Raw genomic sequence first — 21089 nt, forward strand, 5'->3', positions numbered from 1 at the left:
ATCATACCCAAGCTCCTCCGATTCGACGCACACCCGGCCCGGGGCCTGCAGGAGGCGTACGAGTACGCCGGTAGCCCCGGGGGGGCAGCACCAGCAGCCTGCGCGGCGTGCGGCCGGCATGACGGTGCGTCCAATCCGCCTGGAAGACCGCGCGCAGGGCCGTGGCGATGCGCGCATCGTAGCCCACCCACAGGTAACTCCCGGTTTCTGTGAAAGGCCGATCAGGTCATGTTCGCGGTGCCGATCTCGCCATAGTCGCCCGAGACCATGTATTTGGCATGACCGAATACGTAGCGGCCGGTAAAGCGTGGCGGGGCGTAGTGGACCGCCGCCCCGGTGGCGCGTAGTCGCGCCAGTTCGCCTCGGGGCCTGTGTCCGTACGGGTGCCGGGAAAATAATGACGCGTACCCGCACCCCACGCTGCACGGCATCATGCACCGCCGCCAGCACCCGGCGATCGGTCAGGAGATGAACTACTCCCGCCAAGCCTAGACGGCCATGGCGTGAGTTTCGTGCTCATTGCCAGCCGTGCGGCCGGCAATGCCGGCTAATCGCGTTTCCAGCCAACGCAACAGCACGAGGGCCGCATTGTCATCGCGGCCACAGGTGGCGCCGCAGTGCGGGCACTGATGCTGTCGGTCCGAGAGCGTTTTCTTCTCGTCTGGCAATTGCCCGCACGCACAATGTGGGCCGCATGGCCCACATTGTGGGCCGCATGGCCCATGACAGCGTTGCGTCGGTTTGATCTCCCGCGTCGGCGCTTCCTCATACCAGGACCCAGCCTGTTCCGCTTTGGTCCGGGTCATCTTGAGAAATGCCGCGGGGGAGGCGGCGTGAATCTCGCGGTTGAGGCCCTTTTTATGGGCACCACCGCCATGCACGTGAATCTCGCGGTTGAGGCCCTTTTTATGGGCACCACCGCCATGCACCATGTTCTTGACCGCCAATGTCTCGGTACCGATGGCACCGAAGCGTTTCACCAGTCCTGCACTGGTCTGATGCAGAAAGTCCTGGCGCTGCCGGGCCACCTGGGCATGCAACCGGGCCAAGTGCGAGATCGCGCGACGCAGGTTGATGGATACCGGAAAGCCGCGCTAGCGGCCGCTCATCTGTTGCGCCGCGCGGATCTTGCGCGCAACCTCTTGCCCGAGACGCTTCAATTCCGCCCGTTGGTTCTTGAGGTGCCGGGGATTGGCCACCGTCTCGATCCCCTCCGGGGTGGCTATGGTCAGGAACGCGGTCAGGCCCCAGTCAAAGGCGCCGATTGCGGTGCCGCGCGCCCGTTGGATGGTCTCGATGGCCAAGGTAACGGAGGCATACCACCGGCCCGCTTTATGAAGAATCTTGCAAGTGACCGGAATACCCGCTGTTCTGGCCCGGCCGCGCATCGGGATGTGGCCGACGCCCTGAAGATACAGCCGGCCGTGGGCGCCGTTCTCGCCGGGATGCAGCCTCCAGCCGTCGCCATGGGTCTTGCAGCCCCAGCCGGGATAACGATGGATGGCTTTGAAGCGCGGGAAGCCCGGCGTTTCCCCATTCTTGACCCGCCGGAAGAAGCGTTGAAAAGCCAAATGCAACCGTTTGAGCGTCACTTGTTCCGACTGCGCGTTCAGACCGGACAGCGCGGAGACGGTCTTGCGCCATTGCGTGAGCACCTTGCATTGATCGGCAAAGGAGAGCCCTTTGCCGGTTTCCCGATACACGCGGATGCGTTCTTCCAGCGCCGCGTTATACAACCGTTGGTGCAAACCTAGCACCTCCTCCAGCCGCTCCGATTGAACGGCGTTGGGATACAGGCGATATGTGACTTTGCGATAGGGCATGATGTCATTCTATTCGGCCACCATGACCCCGCAAACCCTCGGAAACGCCGGGCATCAGAGTATTGATAATCGGAGCTATCATTTGGTTCTGGTCACGAAATATCGCCGCACGGGCCTGACTGGCCCCATGCGGGACCGGCGGGAGACCCTTGGCCGCAACGCAGTGGCACAATAGGAGCGCGAGGTGCGGGCATTCCACGGTGACGCGGATCCTGGGCATCGGCTCCTGGCGTTGACGCCCAAGGTGTTGCCATCGGCCTTCGTGAATAACCGCAAAACGGTCACCAGCCCATTGCTGGGCAAGGAATGTGCCGATCGCTTGAAACGGTATTATGGGGCAAGTCCGTATTCGGGAGTCGTAGTGACGGTATCCTCACCGGGGGCGGTGCGCCCCTGTCCGTGCTCAAACAATACAGGGGCCATGCGGCCCACAATGTCGAACAGCAGGAAAGACCGGAATGTCGCCCAATGGGCGAGTGTGCCACCCATTGCCGGCCGAATGGCCGGCATTGCCGGCCGAATGGCCGGTGCCACCCCCCTGAACCGCTACGCGCTTACAGGCGGAGCACTGCGGCGCTTTCTGGTAGGTGTTGATATCGAGCCGGGTGCGCGCATCGCGCACGAAGTGGATGACCGGCGCGACGCCGGCATGAGGTTCTATGAAAAGCATGGCGCTGCCAAGTCTCCGTGATGATCGGGATCCGGGGGCCGACGACCTCCGCGGGCGGTCCACGATGCGGTAGTGAATCCGAAAAGCCCAGAGCGCACAAGCCGGGCAGCGACCCGAGGTCGAGGGGGCCGTACCGCGGGGTATTCCGCCGGCGCGGGCCCCGCCCAACCTTGCCGGATGGCCTATGACCGTCTACGGTTAAGTCCCATGAGGTCACGATCGCCTCGCGCCGATGCTAGGCCCGCCAGGGGAGTCGGCAGGGCATTGTGTGCGCCGCGTATGGGGTGGGCGATACCGAGGATGGGATCATGGCGACAGCAGTGAAAGGGGCCAATGGGACAGCGGCCAAGAAAAAGGCCGGCCCCAAGATGATGGTCTTCCAGTGGCAGGCGCGCCCGCCTGGGGATGCCAAGGCCACCCCCCAGAAAGGCGAGATGGAGGCGGCGTCGGCGGCCATCGTACGCGTCACCCTGCGCAAGCGCGGGCTCGAGGTGCTGTCGGTCAAGAAAAAGCCCAAGCCGCTCTTTTCCGGCACGGGGGGGGTGAAGGAGGCGAATATCGTCGTCATGATCCGTCAGCTCTCGACCATGATCAATGCCGGCGTGCCCATGGTGCAGGCCTTCGAGCTTCTCGTCAGCGCGAGCGACAGCCGGGGCATGAAGGCCATGCTCGAGGGCATACTCACCCCGATCAAGGATGGCGAGCGGGTGGCTGATGCCTTCAACCGTTATCCGAAGTACTTCAATCGCCTGTTCGTGTCACTGCTCGCCGCCGGCGACCAGGGCGGTATCCTCGACACCATCCTCTTGCGGCTCGCCGACTATCGCGAGAAGACGCTCGCCCTGCAAAAGAAGATCCGCTCGGCGATGATCTATCCGGCATCGATCATCACTGTGATGCTGCTCGTCACCTCCATCCTCATGATCTTTGTGATTCCGGTCTTCGCCCATCTCTTCGACAGCTTCGGGGCGACCCTCCCGGCGCTTACTCAGGCGGTCATCAGTATCTCGGACTGGATGCGCGGTCACTGGTATTTCGTGGTCTTCATCCCGATTGCCGCGGTCTGGGCCTTCATCATGGCCTATCGCAAGAGCCCCGGCTTTCGTACCCAGATCGACCGTATCTCGCTCAAGCTCCCGATCATGGGTGACGTCATCCTGAAGGGATCGGTGGCGCGCTTCATGCGCACGCTCGCCACCATGCAGGCCGCCGGTGTGCCGATCAACGAGGCCCTGGAGACGTTATCGCGAATCTCGAACAACGTCATCATCGAGCGCGCCGTCAATGCTGCCCGCGAGCGGGTTCTTGAGGGTGGCTTCATAACCGACTCCCTGAAGGAGAGCGCGGTGTTTCCGGCCATGGCCGTGCATATGCTCGCCATCGGCGAACAGACCGGCGCGATCGAGGTCATGGCCGAGAAGGTCGCGGACTTCTATGAGGGGGAGGTGAGCGAGACGGTGGCACGCATGTCGACGCTCATGGAGCCGATCATCATGGTGGTATTGGGTATCATCGTCGGCACCTTGGTGGTGGCCATGTATATGCCGATATTCGAACTCGGCGCGGTCGTGACCCACGGCGGCTAGATGAGTAGTTCCTTCGAAAATGCCTTGAATGGTATAAGCGGGCTCGCACATCGAGACCGCGCTGTTATTATTAAGCGCGCGGTCGCGGGCAAATCCCGGAAAGAGCTAGGTCACGGAAGCTCTCACGAGGCCGTTGCGTGCGTCTTGTGCCTCGAACCGGCCCAAGCGCGAAGTCACCGTAGGATCATTCCGTAACAGATTGAATTGTCGGAATTCTACGCCGTTCCCGCGCATCATGGCCTTGTGGGGGGGCCATTTTGTGCTACACCTTTCCTGAAGATGTGCCAGTCTGCGTGGTGTAGGTGAAGGATATGGGGAAAGGGCATACAAGCTACACAAACGAGATGTCCCAGGGCGATGAGGATGGGCAATGAGCAATGGGCGCATAAAGTATGCCCCGACCGCGGAGCTGCGCGCCCGTGGGGTAACGGTGCTCGAGCTTATGGTCGTCATCGCGATTATTGCCATTGCGACAGCGGTGGCAGTGCCCGATCTGTCGGCGTGGTTGGTTAACGCCAGGATCCGGGAGGCGGCCGGCCACATGGAGCAGGATATGCAATGGGCGCGATCCTACGCATTGAAGACCGACCAGCCGGTTTATGTTCAGACCGGCTATTTCAGCGAGACGGGGGGCGGGACGGCCTGCTGGTGGACCGCCAGCCTTAGCGTGACGGGTACGCCTCTTCTCAATAACGCGCCCAATATGGAAAACCCCAACATACCAATCGCCGGTGTGACTCCGGTACTCTTTCAGACACGATACCCGGACGTGTCGTGTCGGTATGTGGAGCTATACAATGGTGGCCTGCCTACGATCCTGCCGCCGGCGCTGGGTGCGACATACGATCTGAAATTTTCTCCCGATGGCACAATCTGGGGGTCTACGAACGGGGCATCCTATAGCTTGACCTATGGCGCGATGATGTTCAGCGCCCGTACAAACCCAGCCAATTATGCCCAATGGCTGGCCGCGTATTACGGCGCCGGTGAGCTTCGCTCATGTGCCACTCAAACCGGGCCCGCAGCGGCCCCCCCTTACTCATGCGTCATATCCTGATCACGGCGGCGCGCCGGTCCGTTCGCTGCGGCGCCCGCAAGACGCTCGGATTTACCTTGATAGAGAACCTCGTCGCGATGGTGATTTTCATGATAGGCATCATGGCCGTCACGTATTTGCTGGCCGACGGCGTCCATCTTTCCAAGACGGGGCAGGGGCAGACGACGGCCTATATCGCGGCCCAGGAGATCATCGGCATGCTCCGTGTCAGCGGCCCCGGCGCATTGAGCTACAACGGAGTTGCGTTGACAAGCCAGAACCCGCCTCCCGGGGGAGGGGCAAGCATATTCCAAACGAACCTCCAGACATGGTGGCAAACCTTGTTGCAGCTGCCTGGGACGGCGGGGCCACCGATAAACGCCAGTACCGGCCAGCCGCGCCTGCAGGCCAGTATTCAGGTCACACCGACGGGTGGGAATGGCCAATGCCCCTGCCAAGCCATGATAACGGAATCCTGGGAGCAGAATACCTATGTTGTTTCGACTGAGATCGGATACTAGACCCCGCGAGCGCGGGTTTACGTTGACCGAGCTCCTGGTCGCCCTAGTCATATCGGCGCTCGCGGCAGCGGCCATATACGGTGCCTTTACCGGGCTGTCATCGGTCACGACCCAGACTCGCGCCCAGGACAATGCGTGGCAACAGGCGCGGACCGCGATGACAATGCTGACGCAGGCGATAGAGCAGGCCGGCTATGGTCTGCCCATGAACGAATGTAGTGGCGGTATCTATGCGAATGTCGCTCCTTCTTCAAACGGCCTCCAGTACACCGTATCGACCGCGAGCCCCAGCGGCGGTCTTTTCCTTACGCCCGTCGCGGCCACGCCGCAAGCCAATAGCAGCCCTTACTACTATAGCCCGGCGGGCATCAATACCTATGCGCTCACCACCGTCACGGGCGGTAGTGTCTTTGGGTCGCAACCGGTTACCACCATTACGAGCACGAGTGGCAATAGTCTGACAGCCGCGAACTTTTTCGTCGCCAATGAAACGTTACTAAACCAAAACGATCTCTTTCTAGTGGCGTTACCAAATTCAAGTTGTTTGCTGGGACAGATCACGAATCCTGGCGGCAAGAACAATATCGTTGCCCAATCCGGAACGAGCGCTTTTAATGCACCAGGCGGCTTTTCCGCCACGGATCCCGCGATAACGGCAAGCCAGCTTACCAACAGGGGCCTCATTGATTTGGGGAGCGGCGGCTTTAGCATAAAGAACTTCTTCATAAGCGATGGCGGCGGCGCCCAGGCCGGGACGCAGGTCCCATCTTTGTATATGCAAACCTATACCTACCTCAATAACACCACCAGTACGGCCCCGCCAGCACTGCTCGTTGCGCGCGGAATCGTCGACATGCAGGTGGCATTTGGTTATGGTTTAAACGGGGTTGTGACGCAGTATGTTCTTCCGGGCAGCACACCGCCCGCAGGCATGACCGCCGCGGATCTCCTCACCGTGGAGATAACGCTTCTGGTGCGCAGCACGCGCTATACACCGGGCCATTACGCCGGTGCCACGCCCTCAAAGACGGTGTGGAATGGCGCGAGCAATCCCAATCTGCCCACGGTAGTCTATTCGATTCCCACGAATCTTTCGGCTGGTCAAAGCATGGGTTGCGTTCAAGGAAATTGTAACCAATATCTGTACCGGACCTTTACATCCGTCATTCCTCTAAGGAATGACATCTGGGGACAGTGATGCTCATCACAAGACGCCATGCGCGGACCAAAAACGGTGCGGCGTACCAGCGCGGAGTGACGTTGATGCTGGCGATCTTCGTCATATTGGCTTTGACATTCGCGGTGCTTGGCCTCATGTATTTTGTGCGCTATGGCTCCGAGGTTGCATCCAACAGCGCGGCGCATACAGAGGCGATACAGGCCACGGATATTGGTCTTGAGGCGGCCAACGCGCAATTGCAACAACACAGCGGATTTCCCGAAGCGTCCAATATGACAGGGGTCTCGTGGTGGTATACTCCAGTGCAAACAGCCCCTGGTCCGCCACAGCCGCCCCCCGTATCGTTTTGGGCCACGTGTGCACCCAAGTCCTGCGGTGCGACATCTATCGTTATCAATGGCGTGACATTCAATGTCGAATATGTCGTGTCGCCAAGCGGACTTCCGCCCGCGATACTGAACGGTGCAAGCCAGGCATCATCTACCACGACGTCGTATATGACCTACTTAGCGTATGTCAATGCACAACTCTCGAATAACGGCCTGGCAGCAGGTGAGAACCACAATATGAACGCCGATATCGAGGCGACCTTACGAAAGGTGGCGTGATATGAACGCGAAGAGCTGGTGGCGGAAAGCGGTCCTGTTGGAAATGGGCTTGGGCGTCGGGCTTGCGATGTGCATGTTGGTAACGGCGCAGGCAGGGACCATACCCGCAAGTCAGGAGCCACAGGTTCTTGTTATCCTCGATACCTCGCAGGGGATGGCCGGCAACCTGCAAGGCGCCATCATGTCCGGGTCGGGCACCGTGGCCGCGAATGCGGATTCGGCCTCGCCCCCCTGCTATCTGCTTAACAGTTATACGCCACGATCGACGCTGGGGCCGAGCAGCGGGGGATCCTGTCCGGCGGGAGAGGCGGCCTATACCGTATCGGTCGGCGGGGTGCTGACGGACAACTCGGAATCGATGATCAATGTGGCCGAGCAGGGCATACTCTCGGCCCTGAACAATCCGACTTACACCAATATCATGCAGGCAGGCCTTATGGCCTATGCCACTGCCGGTACACCCGCGCCCTACGATACGTGGGTGTATTACATGAGTGGCGATACGCCGACCACCGCCTCCCCCGGGGCGGAATGTACGCCCGGGGCGTTTGGTTATGGCTCGACGAGTGGCTCGACCTGCGCGGCGAATGATCCGTTGTCGGTGCCCAACCCCTGTTATAAGGCACCCAAGGGGGGTGATTGCGCGCCGATAGCGAATATTATTGGGAGTGGCCTGACAAGCGCGCCTTACCTCTATATCAGTCAGTCGTCCGACGATCCCCAGATCAATGACGTGCTGTATTGGTCGACTTCATATCCATCTGGGAATTTCGTAACGTACGATGGGCCGCATCCTTCGAACCCCTATCCGCCGAATGGCTACAGCTTAAGTAGGTACGAAGATCAGATACTATCGGGGAGTTACCTGCTGGAGACATATAAGGCAACCGCACCGAACATCGGCGCATTTGCGACCTCCCCGACGGATGCGGGTTATATCCCATATAGCGGCGAAGTGTGGTATGCAAGGCGTGGCTTGGCATTCGATGGGAATCCGGTGACGAACGGGACGTCTGGCGGCCAGGGCGACCTTTATATTCCCGTGGCGCCGCTAAATGCCGCGCAGATCGCGCTATTCAACAAGACCATGGCGCCCGAGCAATTCGTGAAGGGCGGTAGTGAGATCGTAGCGGGCTCCGAATATGCGCCCACGGCCGGGGCATTGACGGCGGCGTTGACGGATTTGACGACCAGCGATAAAGCGCCGCAACCTGCATGCGCGCCGAAGTATGTCATCTTGATTACCAATGGACAGCCGACCATGGGTCTGCACGGACATGTCTATCCCCCGCTCGGAAGCGCCGCCGGACAAGGCTATGGCGAGGTGCTTTCCTCGGGGAGCGCCGACAACGACAACGCGGTCACTGAAGCCATAACGGCAGTCAAAAAGCTGGCCAATTATACGAACGGCGGGTTGAATGGTATCAAGACCTATGTGCTGGGGGTGGGCGCTGGAGTCAATTGCCCTCCGTCGGCGACTAATTGCACGACGGAGGCCAGCGATAGCTACACGGTTTTGAAGGATTTGGCGGTGGCGGGCAAGACGAATGTCGTATACAGCGCCGACACGGCGGCAGCGTTTCAACAGGCCTTCAATTCGATCCTGAACAATATCGCCGCTCAGATAGTCACCGCGTCGGGCGGATCAAGTTCAGCGGTTATCGGGAACTCCTCCTACGAATATGTGGTCACGAGCAACCCGTCTTTGGGTGAGGGCAACATGTCCGCATATCTCATTAAGTCGTCGGGAAACCTGGCGTCAACGGCATCCTGGGACATCAATGCGGAGATGACCACCAGCAATAGAAGTTCGGTGCTGTATTCGGAAGGCCCGCCAACGACAACGCCCGGGCCGATCACGCCTTTGACAAGCATGGATGCGGCGGCGTTCGCGATACCAAGCGGCAGCACTTTGACTCCATCGATCATCGAGCAGTATACGATCGACCCGTCTTACGACTCGGGCAACTATCTCGGGGGCCGGCAGTCAGGCTGGTATGTGGGCCTGATGACGGCCAATAAACCGACGTACATGGGGCCACCGAATGATCCGAATTTGTTGGGTAGCACGGGTTACGATAGCTACGCGCAGAGTGAATCGGGTCGCACACCGCTGGTTCTTGTCGGCAGCAACGACGGATTTCTGTACGCTGTGAACGCTGTGAGCGGCAGCCTCGTATGGGGCTGGATGCCGCGGCCGCTTGTGCAGGATCTTCAAGACTATTCAACATTCTGGCAAGGCCCGAATATGGCGGGGATGCGCCCACGTGTAGTCGACGCGCAGGCGGGCGGGTCGAGTTCGGCCTGGGCGACCTACATTGTCGGTGGGGCTCAGCAAGGCGCGATTCAGTACGCCTTGCAGTTGACCTCGACCGGCGCCTTGAATAGCGAGGCATGGGAGCAAGACAATGCCAACTCGATCACACCTACATTGTCGGTGGGGCTCAGCAAGGCGCGATTCAGTACGCCTTGCAGTTGACCTCGACCGGCGCCTTGAATAGCGAGGCATGGGAGCAAGACAATGCCAACTCGATCACACCCAACCCGGTGGCGCCAGTGATTTTTCGTTTGGTCCCGGGTTCCGGGACCGCCTATGAAGCCGCCGTTCTCAACACGACCACCACCACGACCACGAGCGCGCTCGTTATGACCAATGTTGCGACCGGTGTGGCCGATACCATCACCTTGCCGTTTGTCGCGGGCAGTCAGCCCTACGTTGATGACAGTAACGATATCTTCATTGGCGACAACGCTGGCAACGTGTGGATGGGCTCGCTTTTGTCCTCATCCGGGCAGTTGGCCACCAAGATCTCTTGGACACCCCTTAACAATACGGCGCCAAGCCCAATCGGGACCAATTTTGGGACTTCAGCCAGTACTTCCGGAGGCACGAGCGCTATTACCTACATCGATGGGGCTTATTATAACGGGGTCGAGTATCTGACGCTGCAATCCCCGGGGCGGGTAACCACCCTTCAGGATGGCGCGAATGGCTGGGCGCCCTTATGGACAAGTTATGCGGGCGGCAGCGATACATTTACGAGCGGCAACTACGTCGCGTCGACGTCAGTAGCGAGTTTGCCAAGCAACGCGATCGTCACGAATCCGGTGCAGATCGTCAATGGTGCCATAATCCTACCCGTGTCGGTTCCGCCCAGCGCGGCCGCCGGGACATGCGCGGCGTCGACCGCCAGCTACTACTTCTACACGCTGGACAGTGGCGGCTTTCCATCGGGTGTTTTTGGGGCGACGGTCGCAGGCCCGGTCGATGTCGGTACGGGTGTCGCCTATACCCCCAGCATTTCCATCATGAACGGCCAATTACGCCTTCAGGGGATGGGGAGTGGCGGCCCGGGCCCGTCGATGACAACCCAGGGGCCGCCACCGGCGGGCCCGGCGTCGTGGCGCGAGATTTTCTACTAGTTGCGGGCGGTCGGCGCGGACCGGACGATCTGGACAGGGTATGGGTGCCACACGACCTTTACCGAATCTGAAGGCGCGCGGTCTATGGTCCACGGGGCCTATGGTATTTTCGGGGCCTTTGATGAGGCGAGACTGCCGGTGGATTGCGCGGCGATTGGTGCCTTGGGCCATTGGTGGTCGGTGCCGGGAGGGCGAGCGCCTCTTGTCTCCCTACGCGCCATAGGAGGTCGCCTCGGATCTGGTGGATCGGCCGATTGCTGAGGGATAAGGCGGCGCGATCAGTAGCAAGGTTAGGGTGTGCGATGGACCGCTATGCCCGTTTCGGTTTATTCGATGCCGAGCTTTTCGAGCTTATAGCGCAGGGCGCGGAAGGTGATGCCGAGCTCGCGGGCGGCGGCGGTCTTGTTCTGGTTGGTGTCGCGCAGGGCCTTTTCGATCGCCGCGCGCTCGACTTGGGCCAGGTGCTCGTCGAGCGACTGTTCCCCTTTGTAATCACCGGTATCGAAGGGCGAGGCCTCCGACTCGGCGACTTTGCCAGGTAGACCCTGGGCATCGTGCCCGGGCAGACGCAGGTCCGCCACATCGATCTCGCCGCTCTCGCACAAGGTCAGCGCCCGTTCCATGATGTTCTCGAGTTCGCGGACGTTGCCGGGGAAGGGATATCTCTTCAGTGTCGCCAAGGCCGCGGGGGTGAGTGGCAAGGGGCGACCCATGCTCAGTTTGGCGGCAAGATGCGCCGCAAGCGCCGGGATGTCCTCGGCGCGTTCGCGCAGCGGCGGGATCACGAGCTCGATGACGTTCAGGCGGTAGTAGAGGTCCTGGCGGAACGCACCGGTGCGCACCAGGTCGTGGAGGTTTTTGTGCGTGGCCGACAGGATGCGCACGTCCACCGCCACTTCCAGCTGGCTGCCGACCGGACGCACCGCCTTCTCCTGGATGGCGCGCAGGAGCTTCACCTGCATGGGGACCGGCAGGTCGCCGACCTCATCTAGGAACAAGGTGCCCCCGCTTGCGGTCTTGAATAGCCCGTCCTTGTCGTTGAAGGCGCCGGTGAAGCTGCCCTTCTTGTGGCCGAAGAACTCGCTTTCCATCAGCTGCTCGGGTATCGCCCCGCAGTTGACGGCCACGAACGGGCGGCCGGCGCGGGGCCCGAGATCATGGATGAGACGCGCGGCGAGCTCCTTGCCGGTGCCGGACTCCCCGGAGATATATACGGGCGCCTGGCCGCGCGCTAGGCGCTCGATGAGGGCGCGGACCTCGCGGATGGCCTGGGAATCACCGAGAAGTTTGGCGGCGGCGCTCGCGCCGTCGCTCGGCGCCTGTTTCGAGAGGTTCAGGGCGCTGCGTACGAGCGCCCGTAATTCATTGATATTGAGCGGTTTGCATACGAAGTCGAAGGCCCCGCCCTTCAATGCCGCGATGGCCGTCTCCATGCTCCCATGGGCGGTGATGACCGCCACCGGTAGCCCGCGATGATGCTCCTCGATATGGCGGACGATGGCCAGACCGTCGCCGTCGGGCAGGCGCATGTCCGTGAGGCACAGGTCGAACCGGTACTCCTCGAGCAGCGCGAAGGCCGAGACCACGTCGCCGGCCGAGCGGGTCTCGATGTTCATGCGCCCGAGCGTAAGCTCGAGCAGCGCGCGGATATCGGCTTCGTCATCGATGATGAGGACTTGGGGGATGGTCATGATGCCAGGGCCGCATCCGTGCAGTCGGTGAGCCGGCCGAAGGTCAGGCGGAACTGGCACCCCGTGGGTGTCGGCCGGTGTTCCAGACGCGCGCCGTTGGCCTCGGCGAGCTCCCGGGCGATATAGAGGCCAAGGCCGGTGCCACGCGCGGTAGTGGTGAAGAACGGATCGAATATGCGATCGACGATGGCGTCTTTGATGCCCTCGCCCCAATCGATGACATCGAGGATGCTATGGCCTTCGCTGTCGACACTGATCAGGAGCTTGACGATCGGGACCTCGTGATAGGGTGCGCTGTGCTTGAGCGAGTTGTGGCACAGATTGTTCACGATCTGAAACAGGTGATCGGTGTCGAAGCACACCATCTGTGGCTGCTCGATTACAAGGTTCAGGGCCTTGACGGGGATATTGAGGGCGGTCGCCACCGCCGGCAGGGTCTGCGCGATCCAGGTCGACAGGGCAAAGCGCGTGGCGTTGGTGCGGTCCCGCCGGCCGAGCTGCAGGACGTTCTCGACGATGGTGTTCATGCGCCGCCCCTGGTCGTCGATGATGGCGGCGAGGCTGCGCGGTTCGGCGCCGATGTCCGGGGTCTCTGTCAGCAATTGCGCGGCATGGGTGATGGCGCCAAGCGGGTTGCGGATCTCGTGGGCGATGCCGGCGGTGAGCCGTGCCAGGCCCGCCATCTTCAACTGCTGCGCCTGTTGCTTCAGGATGGCGGTGTCTTCCAGGAACACCAGGGTCGCGGCATTGGCGTCGCGCCCCAGGGGCTTGAATCGCGGCAGCAGCGTGTAACCGGTGGCCGCCACGAACAGCCGGCGCCCCCCGGAGGCGCCATTGCGCTGCGCCACCCATTGCTCGAAGAGCGCCGGGGCTATGGCCTGGAGCAGGGGCTGGGTGTCCGGCGCGGCCAGTCCGAGATAGGTCTGGGCGGTCTTGTTGGCCAGCCGGACATGGCCGGTGGGGGCAACCACCAATACCCCCGACTGCAGGTGCTGCACGATCTGTTCGTTGAGGCGCCCGAGATGCCGTATATCCAGCTCCTGGCGCTCGGCCAGGGCCTCGGTGAGGCGCAGCCGGTCGGCGACCAGGTGCGCGAGGCTTGCGGTGGCGAATAACACGAGACCAAAAAGGCCGACCTGCGAGTAGCTGGCCGGCAGGCCGTTTTGCGAGCCGGTGAGGTAGGGCCAGGCGCTCTCCAGCAGGATGCCGATGGTGGTGAGCGAGGCGAAGAATATGGTCATGCGCCGATTCAACAGAAAGCTCGTGCCGGCGGTCGACACCAGGAGCAGGATGCCGGTGCCGCTTGCGAGCCCCCCGCTTGCGTGCATGAGCAGGATCAATGCCACTACGTCGCAGAAGGCCAAGACCGCCGCCTGGGTCTCGAAGTCGCCCAGCCGCCGGCGCGTGGTGTCGATGGCCACCAAGTAGACCGCGGCGTAGAGCAGGGCGACCACGAGAAAGAGTTGCGGGTCGGTACTCGCAAAGGGTGCGAGCGACCCTGCCCAGAATCCGGCGATGCAGGCGAGTAGTGCCAGTGCCAGGCGGTAGGTGTTGAAATAGCTCAACAACAGCCAATTCTGCTCGCGCACGAGCAGCGGCGTCTCGGCGCCGTCCGTGGCCAGATCCAGGGTATGATGGGCGGTACTCATACGCCTTGAATTAGCACAGTTTCACCGTTAAGGCAAAGGCTCAGCCGTGGTGCGCGGCGTCGCGGTGCTCCGGGCAGCAAAACAGTGCGTCATGGGCCCCGGGGACGGTCTCGGAGCGCGGGACATAAAGACCGCAGTGGGCGCAGGCCACCATGTCGCCGGCGGTGCGTATGCGGCGGCGTAGCGGCGTGGGCCGTGGTGGTGGGGTACGAAAGGGGCGTTGCGGACGCAGGGCGCGGCGGATGAACCACCAGGCGGCCCATATGACAAGAAGATCGACCAGGAGCTTCACGAAGGCGATGCTCTCTAAATTGGTCGGGGTGAGAGGATTCGAACCTCCGGCCCCTAGCTCCCGAAGCTAGTGCTCTACCAGGCTGAGCTACACCCCGTCGACGTGCCGTCCTCCGGAACCCCTCTTAGTGGTCCCTGTGAACGGAAAAATGGGCCAAGTCCAGCAATGCCTGCTTATACGGGGAGTCGGGCAAAGGTGAGAGTGCCGCCCGCGCCAAATCGGCCTCGCCCTCGGCCCGCGCGCAAGTGTACGCGATCGCCTGAGTGGATTCAATGGCGGCCACCACCCCGTCGATGCGTTCGAGCCCGCCCTGTTCAATGGCATCGCGCACCAGCGCGCGCTCGGCGGGTGCGCCGGTGCGCAATACATGGATGAGCGGCAGCGTGGTCTTGCCCTCCGCCAGGTCGTCGCCGATGTTCTTTCCGAGGCGCGCGTTGTGCTGGCCGTAATCGAGGGCGTCGTCGACAAGTTGAAAGGCGGTGCCGAGATGACGGCCGTAGGCGGCCAGGACCGGTTCCATGAGGGGGGCGCCACCGAGCACCGCGCCAAGCTCGGCTGCGGCCTCGAAGAGTTTGGCGGTCTTGCTGCGGATGACCGCGAGATAGCGATCTTCTTCGATGTCCGGGTCGTTGCAGTTGATGAGCTGCATGACCTCGCCCTCGGCGATGGTATTGGTGGCGTGCGCCAGGATCTCCATGACCCGCAGGTTTTGGACCTCGACCATCATCTCGAAGGCCCGCGAGTACAGGAAATCGCCCACCAGCACGCTTGCCTCGTTGCCGAATACGGCGTTGGCGCTCGCCTGTCCGCGGCGCATCGCCGACCCATCGACGACGTCGTCATGCAGTAACGTCGCGGTGTGGATGAACTCGATGACGGTCGCCAGGGTGATGTGCGCGGTGCCTTCATAATGAAAGGCCTTGGCGGCCAGCAGCAGTACCGCCGGACGCAGGCGCTTGCCGCCGCTTTGAATGATATAGCGCCCCAGCTGATTGATGAGCACGATTTCCGAGTCGAGCCGACGGGCGATCTCGCGGTCGATGGCCAGGCTCTCGTCTTTGATGAGCGCATGGATGTCGTCGAGGTCGAAGGCCGGGTGATCGACAGGCGCAGGCGTGGACATGGGCTCCCCTTGGCAAAAGCGCCGTCATGCTCTGCCGGAATGACGTGTGCTGTCAAGCGACCGACTGGCGGTAGGTCGGGCCGCCAGAGCACGATGCATTGACCCGCTCACCCAAAGTCACTAGAATCGCCGCTTTTAACGGGGCCGGCAACCGGAATTTTCCCGCCGCCCCTGGGACATTCGGTCAGGGAGTCATTCACGGCAATGTACGCGGTAATCGAGACGGGCGGTAAGCAATATCGGGTGGCGGTGGGCGAGACCGTGCGGGTCGAAACGTTGCCGGCCGAGGTCGGCCAGGACGTGAGCTTGGGCAAGGTCCTGCTGATCGCCGATGGCAGCGACGTGCGGGTGGGTGCCCCGGCGCTGTCCGAGACGGTGATGGCGCGCGTCGAGAGTCACGGCCGCGGCGAGAAGATCCGCATCTTCAAGACCCGCCGGCGCAAGCACTACCGCAAACACGCGGGTCACCGTCAGAACTATACGGAACTGAAGATCTTGGCCATAGCGGGCAAGAGCGAACAGTCGGTGCAGGGGTAAGGAGCGGTCATGGCACACAAGAAGGCAGGCGGGAGTTCCCGCAACGGTCGCGATTCCGAGTCGAAGCGCCTGGGCATCAAGCGTTTCGGCGGAGAGAAGGTCATTCCCGGCAATATCATCGTACGCCAGCGCGGTACCCGCTTCTATCCTGGCCGCAATGTGCGGATCGGCAAGGATGATACCCTGTTTGCCTGTGCCGAGGGGCAGGTGGTGTTCGAGGTCAAGGGGCCGCAGCGTCGCAAGACGGTCAGCGTCGTTATCGCCTCGTAAGGAATCCGCGGTCGCGGCCCCGGGGTTCTCGGGGAGGAATGCATGAAGTTCGTCGATGAGGCCACCATCCATGTCCAGGCGGGCGATGGGGGCAACGGGGCCTTGAGCTTCCGCCGCGAGAAGTTCGTGCCGCGCGGCGGGCCTGACGGTGGCGACGGCGGCGCGGGAGGCAGCATCTACTTCGAGGCCCAAAGCGGCCTCAATACCCTGGCTGATTTCCGGTACACGCGACAGTTCCGCGCCGCCAACGGCGGTGGCGGATCCGGACGGCAGCGTTCCGGTCGCAACGGCGCCGATCTCGTGGTCGCAGTCCCGATCGGTACGCTGGTGCGGGATCACGAGACCGGCGATCTCCTTGGCGACCTCACGCGCGACGGGGCCCGGCTGCTGGTGGCCAAGGGCGGCCGTGGCGGGCTCGGTAATACCCACTTCAAGAGCAGCACCAATCGCGCCCCGCGCCGTACGGTCCCCGGGGCCCCGGGCGAAGGCCGCGCACTCTTTCTCGAATTGCAGGTGCTGGCCGATGTCGGTCTCGTGGGCCTGCCCAACGCCGGCAAATCCACATTTCTGCGCGCGGTCTCCGAGGCCCGTCCCAAGGTCGCAGACTACCCTTTTACCACCCTCCATCCGGAACTCGGGGTGGTGACCGTCGAGCGTCACCGGAGTTTTGTGATCGCCGACATCCCGGGCCTCATCGCCGGCGCCCACGAGGGTGCGGGGCTCGGGATGCAGTTCCTGCGCCATCTGGCGCGCACCCGACTGCTGCTGCATCTGGTCGATGTGGCGCCCCTGGACACGAACACCGATGTCGTGCGGGACGTGCGCGTCATCGAAGAGGAGCTACGGCTGTTCGATGGCGACCTCGGGTTGAAGGAGCGCTGGCTTGTGTTCAACAAGGTCGACCTGTGGCCGGAGGCCGAGCGCCCCGCGCGTCTCGAGGCCTTGCGAAAGGCGTTGGATTGGACGGGTCCGTACGCCGCGGTGTCGGCCATCAAGGGGTCGGGCTGCACCGAGCTCATGGGGCGGCTGATGCAGCGCCTGGAGGCCTTGGGCCCGGCCGCGCCGCCGCCGGCCGAGACCCTGGAAGGGTGCGACGATGCGTAGCGGACTCGCCGGCGCCCGCCGGGTGGTGGTAAAGATCGGCAGCAGCCTGCTCACCAATCATGGCGCAGGCCTCGACCGCCCGGCGCTCGAGGCGTGGGTGGCGCAGCTTGCCACGCTGCGCTCAGCCGGGCGCGACGTGGTCCTGGTGTCATCGGGGGCGGTAGCCTGCGGCATGCAGCGGCTGGCGGTGAAGAAGCGGCCGCGCGCCCTCCACGAGCTGCAGGCCCTGGCGGCGCTTGGGCAGATGGGACTGATCGAGGCCTACGAGACGGCGTTTGCGCGTCATGGCGGTCACGCCGCGCAGGTGCTGTTGACCCACGATGATCTCGCCGACCGTAAACGCTACCTCAATGCCCGTAGCGCGTTGCGCGCGCTGCTCGCGCTCGGGGTGGTGCCGATCATCAATGAAAACGACACCGTAGCCACCGAAGAGATCCGCTTCGGCGACAACGACACCTTGGCGGCGCTGGTCGCCAATCTGATCGAGGCTGAACTGCTCATCATCCTGACCGATCAGGCTGGCCTCTATGAAGAGGATCCGCGCGTCAATCCCGCGGCGCGCCTGGTCTCCGAGGCCCCGGCCGGCGACCCTGTGTATCTTGCCATGGCCGGCGCGCCCGGGGATCTCGGGCGTGGCGGGATGCGTACCAAGCTGACCGCCGCCCACAAGGCAGCGCGCTCGGGGGCGGCCACCGTCATCGTCGCCGGACGCGAGCCGGACGTGCTTTTGCGGGTACTGGCCGGCGAGCCGCTCGGGACCTACCTTTATCCGGCGACCTCGCGGCTCGCGGCGCGCAAGCAGTGGCTGGCCGCACATCTGGCGGTGCGTGGTCGCCTCACGCTCGATGCCGGCGCGGTGCGGGTGTTGCGTGAGGCCGGCAAGAGCCTGTTACCGGTCGGGGTCCGTGGGGTCGAGGGGTCATTTGCGCGCGGCGAGATGGTGGCGTGCGTCGATGCCGAGGGTCGCGAGGTGGCGCGCGGTCTCGTCAACTATCCGGCCGCGGAGCTCTGTCTCATGATGGGGCGGCCGAGCGAGGAGATCGAGCCGATATTGGGTTATCAGGGCGAGCCCGAGGTTATCCACCGGGATAACCTCGTGATCGTCTAGCCGAGCTCTGGGCGCCGGCCCTAGGGGCTCGCGCGGTGCAGGCGGGCGTTCAGGCGGCTCTTGTAGCGCGCCGCGGTGTTGCGATGCATGATGCCGCGCGATATCCCGCGGTCGATCACCGAGCTTGCCTCGCGCAACGCCATCTGACCGCCAGCGATGTCCTTGTCGTGCACCGCCTTCAGCACCTTCTTGATCGCGGTGCGGATCTGCGAGCGAAACGCGACGTTCCGCTGCCTGTGGATCTCGGCCTGCCGAGCCCGTTTCTTTGCTTGAACTGTATTCGCCAAAAGCCTGCTCCTGGGAAGAGGATAGGAAAAAGCGGCACACTATGCCGTGGCCCCTGGGGCTTGTCAATGGCGCGGACGGCGGGCGTTTGTGGGGCGCGCGCCGGGCGCTATACTCGCGGGCTTTGCGCGGCCGTAGGGATGAGGCCTTAAGGAGAAGCGGTGGCCAATCGCCTGATTCGTTCGCTGTTTGCCGCGGGGGGCATGACATTCGTGTCGAGGATCACGGGCTTTGTCCGTGACATCCTGCTCGCGCGGCTCCTCGGGACGACGGCGCTCGCCGACGCCTTCTTCGTGGCGTTTCGCATACCGAGCTTCCTGCGCCGCGTGTTCGGCGAGGGGGCGTTCTCGCAGGCGTTCGTACCGGTGTTCGCCGCCGAGCTCCACAAGGAAGGGGCCTCGGCGGACGACGAGGCGCGGGCCTTCATCGATCACATGGCCGGCACCTTCATGCTCGTCCTGCTGGTGGTGACCGCAGTCGGGGTGCTGGCGGCGCCGGTGGTCATTTGGGTGCTGGCGCCGGGCTTTCTCGCCAATCCCGCCAAGTATCATCTGGCGGTGCGCCTCTTGCGCATCACCTTTCCTTATCTCTTTTTCATCTCGCTCGTGGCCATGGCCGCCGGCATCCTGAATACCCGCGGACGGTTCGCGGCGGCGGCCTTTACCCCGGTGCTTCTCAATCTGAGCCTGATCGTCGCCGCCGGCGTGATCGCCCCCCATAGCAGGGCGCCGGTGGTCACGGTCGCATGGGGGGTGTTCATGGGCGGTGTCTTGCAGCTCCTGTTCCAGATCCCGTTTCTGCGCCGTATCGGTTTTCTACCGCGCCCCCACTTCTCGTTTCGTCATCCGGGCGTGCGCCGCGTGTTCCAGCTCATGGTGCCTGGCATCTTCGGGTCGTCCATCGCCCAGATCAACCTCGTGGTCGATACCATGCTGGCCTCGTTTCTCGTGACCGGGAGCATCTCGTGGCTTTATTTCGCCAATCGCCTGCTCGAGTTTCCCTTGGGGATATTCGGCGTGGCGTTGGGCACCGTGATCCTGCCGCACCTGTCGGCAAAGCACGTAAAGGCCTCATCCGAGGAGTTCGGGCATGCCCTGGACTGGGCCTTGCGCTGGGTGGTGATCATCGCCGTCCCGGCGGCCGCCGCGCTGATGGTCCTGTCCATGCCCATCATCGTGACGTTATACCGCTACGGGGCCTTCACCGCCTTCGATGCCGCCATGACCGGACGCGCCCTGGTGGCGTTCGCCGTCGGCCTGCCGGCCTTCCTGCTGATCAAGGTCCTGGCCCCCGGCTACTATGCGCGCCAGGACACCCGCACCCCGGTGAAGATCGGCACGATCGCGCTGATTGCCAACATGGGCTTCAATGTCGCGCTGATCTGGCCGCTGGCCCACGCGGGTCTGGCGCTCGCCACCTCGCTGTCGGGCATACTGAACGCCTATCTCCTGTATCGCGGTCTGCGTCGCGAAGAGATCTATCAGCCGGGCCCCGGCTGGCGGCGCTTATGGGTCCAGGTCGGCGGCGCAACCTTGGCCATGGTGCTGCTGCTGTGGCCGGCGCATCATGTATCCCGTGCGTTCTTCACGGCACCGGGGGGGCATCGGGCGGTGGTGTTGGGGGCGTGGATTGCGGCGGGACTTACCGTGTATGGTACAGTGATGTGGCTTTTGGGGGTCCGCCCCCAGGCGTTACGGTTGCAGTCGATTGGGGCGAATGAAGACGTATGACGGCGGCGATTTGGCAGATCGGGTCACCAGGGGACCCGCGCGTCTTTACCCTTGCGGAGGCCGAGGAGCTCTTTCCGTTGGTGCGGCATATCACCTATGGCGCCTACCGCGAGCTCGAGCCCGTACGCCGCCTGTTGTCGACGCTGCCCCCGGACAGTGGGGCGCTCTATGAGGCGGAAGAGGATTACGAGTGCATTGTGAAGCGCTGGGTGGCGAAGATGGAGCGCCTGGGCGTGGTCGTGAAGGGTCTGTGGCTCGTGGACTTCGACACCGGAGACGGCTATCTCTGCTGGCGTTTCCCGGAGCTGCGGCTCGCCTACTACCACAGCTACTGCGAGGATTACGCCACCCGCCGTCCGTTGCGGGAGGTGATCGAGGAGTTGGATCCGGATTGGGCCTGTTAGTAGTGCCTCGGTGGGTCGACGCGGGCGTAGGCCGGCCGAGGCATGGCGA

Annotated in this window: 22 protein-coding genes and 1 tRNA gene; 14 read left to right on the plus strand and 9 right to left on the minus strand. The window is 62.9% G+C overall.

The annotated features are described in order from the left end of the window. Positions 1 to 221: 221 nt before the first annotated feature. From C4901_RS17230 to C4901_RS05065, 3 genes are read right to left on the minus strand one after another with little or no spacing between them, the layout of a single operon-like run. A complete protein-coding gene (locus tag C4901_RS17230; protein ID WP_145960622.1) occupies positions 222 to 434 on the minus strand; it encodes a hypothetical protein in 213 nt (70 codons plus the stop codon). 54 nt (positions 435 to 488) lie between these two features. Continuing rightward, positions 489 to 1049: a transposase gene (locus C4901_RS05060; RefSeq protein ID WP_168185555.1), complete on the minus strand. Its 561-nt coding sequence runs from the start codon at positions 1047 to 1049 to the stop codon at positions 489 to 491. Positions 1050 to 1094: 45 nt separating this feature from the next. Next, complete coding sequence (locus C4901_RS05065; RefSeq protein WP_110136413.1) at positions 1095 to 1823, minus strand: helix-turn-helix domain-containing protein; 729 nt, start codon at positions 1821 to 1823, stop codon at positions 1095 to 1097. Positions 1824 to 2256: 433 nt separating this feature from the next. Between C4901_RS05065 and C4901_RS05070 the strand changes: the two genes are divergently transcribed. The 8 genes from C4901_RS05070 to C4901_RS05105 all read left to right on the plus strand — a co-directional run bounded on the left by C4901_RS05070 (position 2257) and on the right by C4901_RS05105 (position 10847). After that, on the plus strand, positions 2257 to 2514 hold the full coding sequence (locus C4901_RS05070) for a hypothetical protein (protein WP_145960623.1): 258 nt from the start codon (positions 2257 to 2259) through the stop codon (positions 2512 to 2514). Positions 2515 to 2801: 287 nt separating this feature from the next. Then, positions 2802 to 4079 (plus strand): type II secretion system F family protein, encoded by a 1278-nt coding sequence (locus tag C4901_RS05075; RefSeq protein WP_110138527.1) that lies wholly within the window; start codon positions 2802 to 2804, stop codon positions 4077 to 4079. A 370-nt stretch (positions 4080 to 4449) separates the two neighbouring features. Beyond that, positions 4450 to 5136: a Tfp pilus assembly protein FimT/FimU gene (locus C4901_RS05080; protein ID WP_110136415.1), complete on the plus strand. Its 687-nt coding sequence runs from the start codon at positions 4450 to 4452 to the stop codon at positions 5134 to 5136. Next, the gene (locus tag C4901_RS05085; RefSeq protein ID WP_168185556.1) at positions 5121 to 5636 is read left to right on the plus strand and encodes a prepilin-type N-terminal cleavage/methylation domain-containing protein; all 516 of its coding nucleotides are present in this window, start codon (positions 5121 to 5123) and stop codon (positions 5634 to 5636) included. The genes C4901_RS05080 and C4901_RS05085 overlap by 16 nt, the downstream gene beginning before the upstream one ends. A gap of 22 nt (positions 5637 to 5658) precedes the next feature. After that, complete coding sequence (locus C4901_RS05090) at positions 5659 to 6834, plus strand: PilW family protein (RefSeq protein WP_168185557.1); 1176 nt, start codon at positions 5659 to 5661, stop codon at positions 6832 to 6834. Further along, positions 6831 to 7424 carry a hypothetical protein gene (locus tag C4901_RS05095; RefSeq protein ID WP_145960624.1) on the plus strand — a complete coding sequence of 198 codons (594 nt, stop codon included), beginning with the start codon at positions 6831 to 6833 and terminating at the stop codon, positions 7422 to 7424. The genes C4901_RS05090 and C4901_RS05095 overlap by 4 nt, the downstream gene beginning before the upstream one ends. A 1-nt stretch (position 7425) precedes the next feature. Next, a complete protein-coding gene (locus C4901_RS05100; protein ID WP_110136417.1) occupies positions 7426 to 9903 on the plus strand; it encodes a hypothetical protein in 2478 nt (825 codons plus the stop codon). Next, positions 9894 to 10847, plus strand: coding sequence for a hypothetical protein (locus C4901_RS05105; RefSeq protein ID WP_145960625.1), 954 nt, complete (start codon positions 9894 to 9896; stop codon positions 10845 to 10847). Before C4901_RS05100 ends, C4901_RS05105 begins: the two co-directional genes overlap by 10 nt. 326 nt (positions 10848 to 11173) lie before the next feature. On the opposite strand, the gene C4901_RS05110 is transcribed toward C4901_RS05105, so the two are convergent. The 5 genes from C4901_RS05110 to ispB all read right to left on the minus strand — a co-directional run bounded on the left by C4901_RS05110 (position 11174) and on the right by ispB (position 15602). Continuing rightward, on the minus strand, positions 11174 to 12538 hold the full coding sequence (locus tag C4901_RS05110) for a sigma-54 dependent transcriptional regulator (protein ID WP_110136419.1): 1365 nt from the start codon (positions 12536 to 12538) through the stop codon (positions 11174 to 11176). Then, the gene (locus C4901_RS05115) at positions 12535 to 14187 is read right to left on the minus strand and encodes a PAS domain-containing sensor histidine kinase (protein ID WP_110136420.1); all 1653 of its coding nucleotides are present in this window, start codon (positions 14185 to 14187) and stop codon (positions 12535 to 12537) included. The genes C4901_RS05110 and C4901_RS05115 overlap by 4 nt, the downstream gene beginning before the upstream one ends. Before the next feature lie 40 nt (positions 14188 to 14227). Further along, positions 14228 to 14479 carry a PP0621 family protein gene (locus C4901_RS05120; RefSeq protein ID WP_205736198.1) on the minus strand — a complete coding sequence of 84 codons (252 nt, stop codon included), beginning with the start codon at positions 14477 to 14479 and terminating at the stop codon, positions 14228 to 14230. Positions 14480 to 14499: 20 nt separating this feature from the next. Then, positions 14500 to 14576, minus strand: a tRNA-Pro gene (locus tag C4901_RS05125). Positions 14577 to 14603: 27 nt separating this feature from the next. Beyond that, positions 14604 to 15602, minus strand: coding sequence for an octaprenyl diphosphate synthase (gene ispB / locus C4901_RS05130; RefSeq protein ID WP_110136422.1), 999 nt, complete (start codon positions 15600 to 15602; stop codon positions 14604 to 14606). A 204-nt stretch (positions 15603 to 15806) separates the two neighbouring features. Between ispB and rplU the strand changes: the two genes are divergently transcribed. From rplU to proB, 4 genes are read left to right on the plus strand one after another with little or no spacing between them, the layout of a single operon-like run. Further along, the gene (rplU, locus tag C4901_RS05135; protein WP_110136423.1) at positions 15807 to 16139 is read left to right on the plus strand and encodes a 50S ribosomal protein L21; all 333 of its coding nucleotides are present in this window, start codon (positions 15807 to 15809) and stop codon (positions 16137 to 16139) included. A gap of 9 nt (positions 16140 to 16148) precedes the next feature. Further along, positions 16149 to 16409, plus strand: a complete 261-nt coding sequence (gene rpmA, locus C4901_RS05140) for a 50S ribosomal protein L27 (RefSeq protein ID WP_110136424.1) — start codon at positions 16149 to 16151, stop codon at positions 16407 to 16409. A gap of 42 nt (positions 16410 to 16451) precedes the next feature. Continuing rightward, entirely contained in the window at positions 16452 to 17513 is a 1062-nt protein-coding gene (cgtA, locus tag C4901_RS05145; RefSeq protein ID WP_110136425.1) for an Obg family GTPase CgtA, read from the plus strand. Then, positions 17506 to 18621 carry a glutamate 5-kinase gene (proB, locus tag C4901_RS05150; protein WP_110136426.1) on the plus strand — a complete coding sequence of 372 codons (1116 nt, stop codon included), beginning with the start codon at positions 17506 to 17508 and terminating at the stop codon, positions 18619 to 18621. The genes cgtA and proB overlap by 8 nt, the downstream gene beginning before the upstream one ends. Positions 18622 to 18641: 20 nt before the next feature. On the opposite strand, the gene rpsT is transcribed toward proB, so the two are convergent. Next, positions 18642 to 18908 carry a 30S ribosomal protein S20 gene (gene rpsT, locus C4901_RS05155; RefSeq protein ID WP_110136427.1) on the minus strand — a complete coding sequence of 89 codons (267 nt, stop codon included), beginning with the start codon at positions 18906 to 18908 and terminating at the stop codon, positions 18642 to 18644. Positions 18909 to 19109: 201 nt separating this feature from the next. Here rpsT and murJ point away from each other — a divergent pair, with 201 nt between their 5' ends. Both murJ and C4901_RS05165 read left to right on the plus strand, forming a co-directional pair. After that, positions 19110 to 20636, plus strand: coding sequence for a murein biosynthesis integral membrane protein MurJ (gene murJ, locus C4901_RS05160; RefSeq protein WP_110138530.1), 1527 nt, complete (start codon positions 19110 to 19112; stop codon positions 20634 to 20636). Continuing rightward, the gene (locus C4901_RS05165) at positions 20633 to 21040 is read left to right on the plus strand and encodes a DUF2203 family protein (protein WP_110136428.1); all 408 of its coding nucleotides are present in this window, start codon (positions 20633 to 20635) and stop codon (positions 21038 to 21040) included. Before murJ ends, C4901_RS05165 begins: the two co-directional genes overlap by 4 nt. Positions 21041 to 21089 lie beyond the last annotated feature (49 nt).

Origin of the sequence: Acidiferrobacter sp. SPIII_3 (assembly GCF_003184265.1) — a bacterium.
Classification (GTDB): Bacteria; Pseudomonadota; Gammaproteobacteria; order Acidiferrobacterales; family Acidiferrobacteraceae; genus Acidiferrobacter.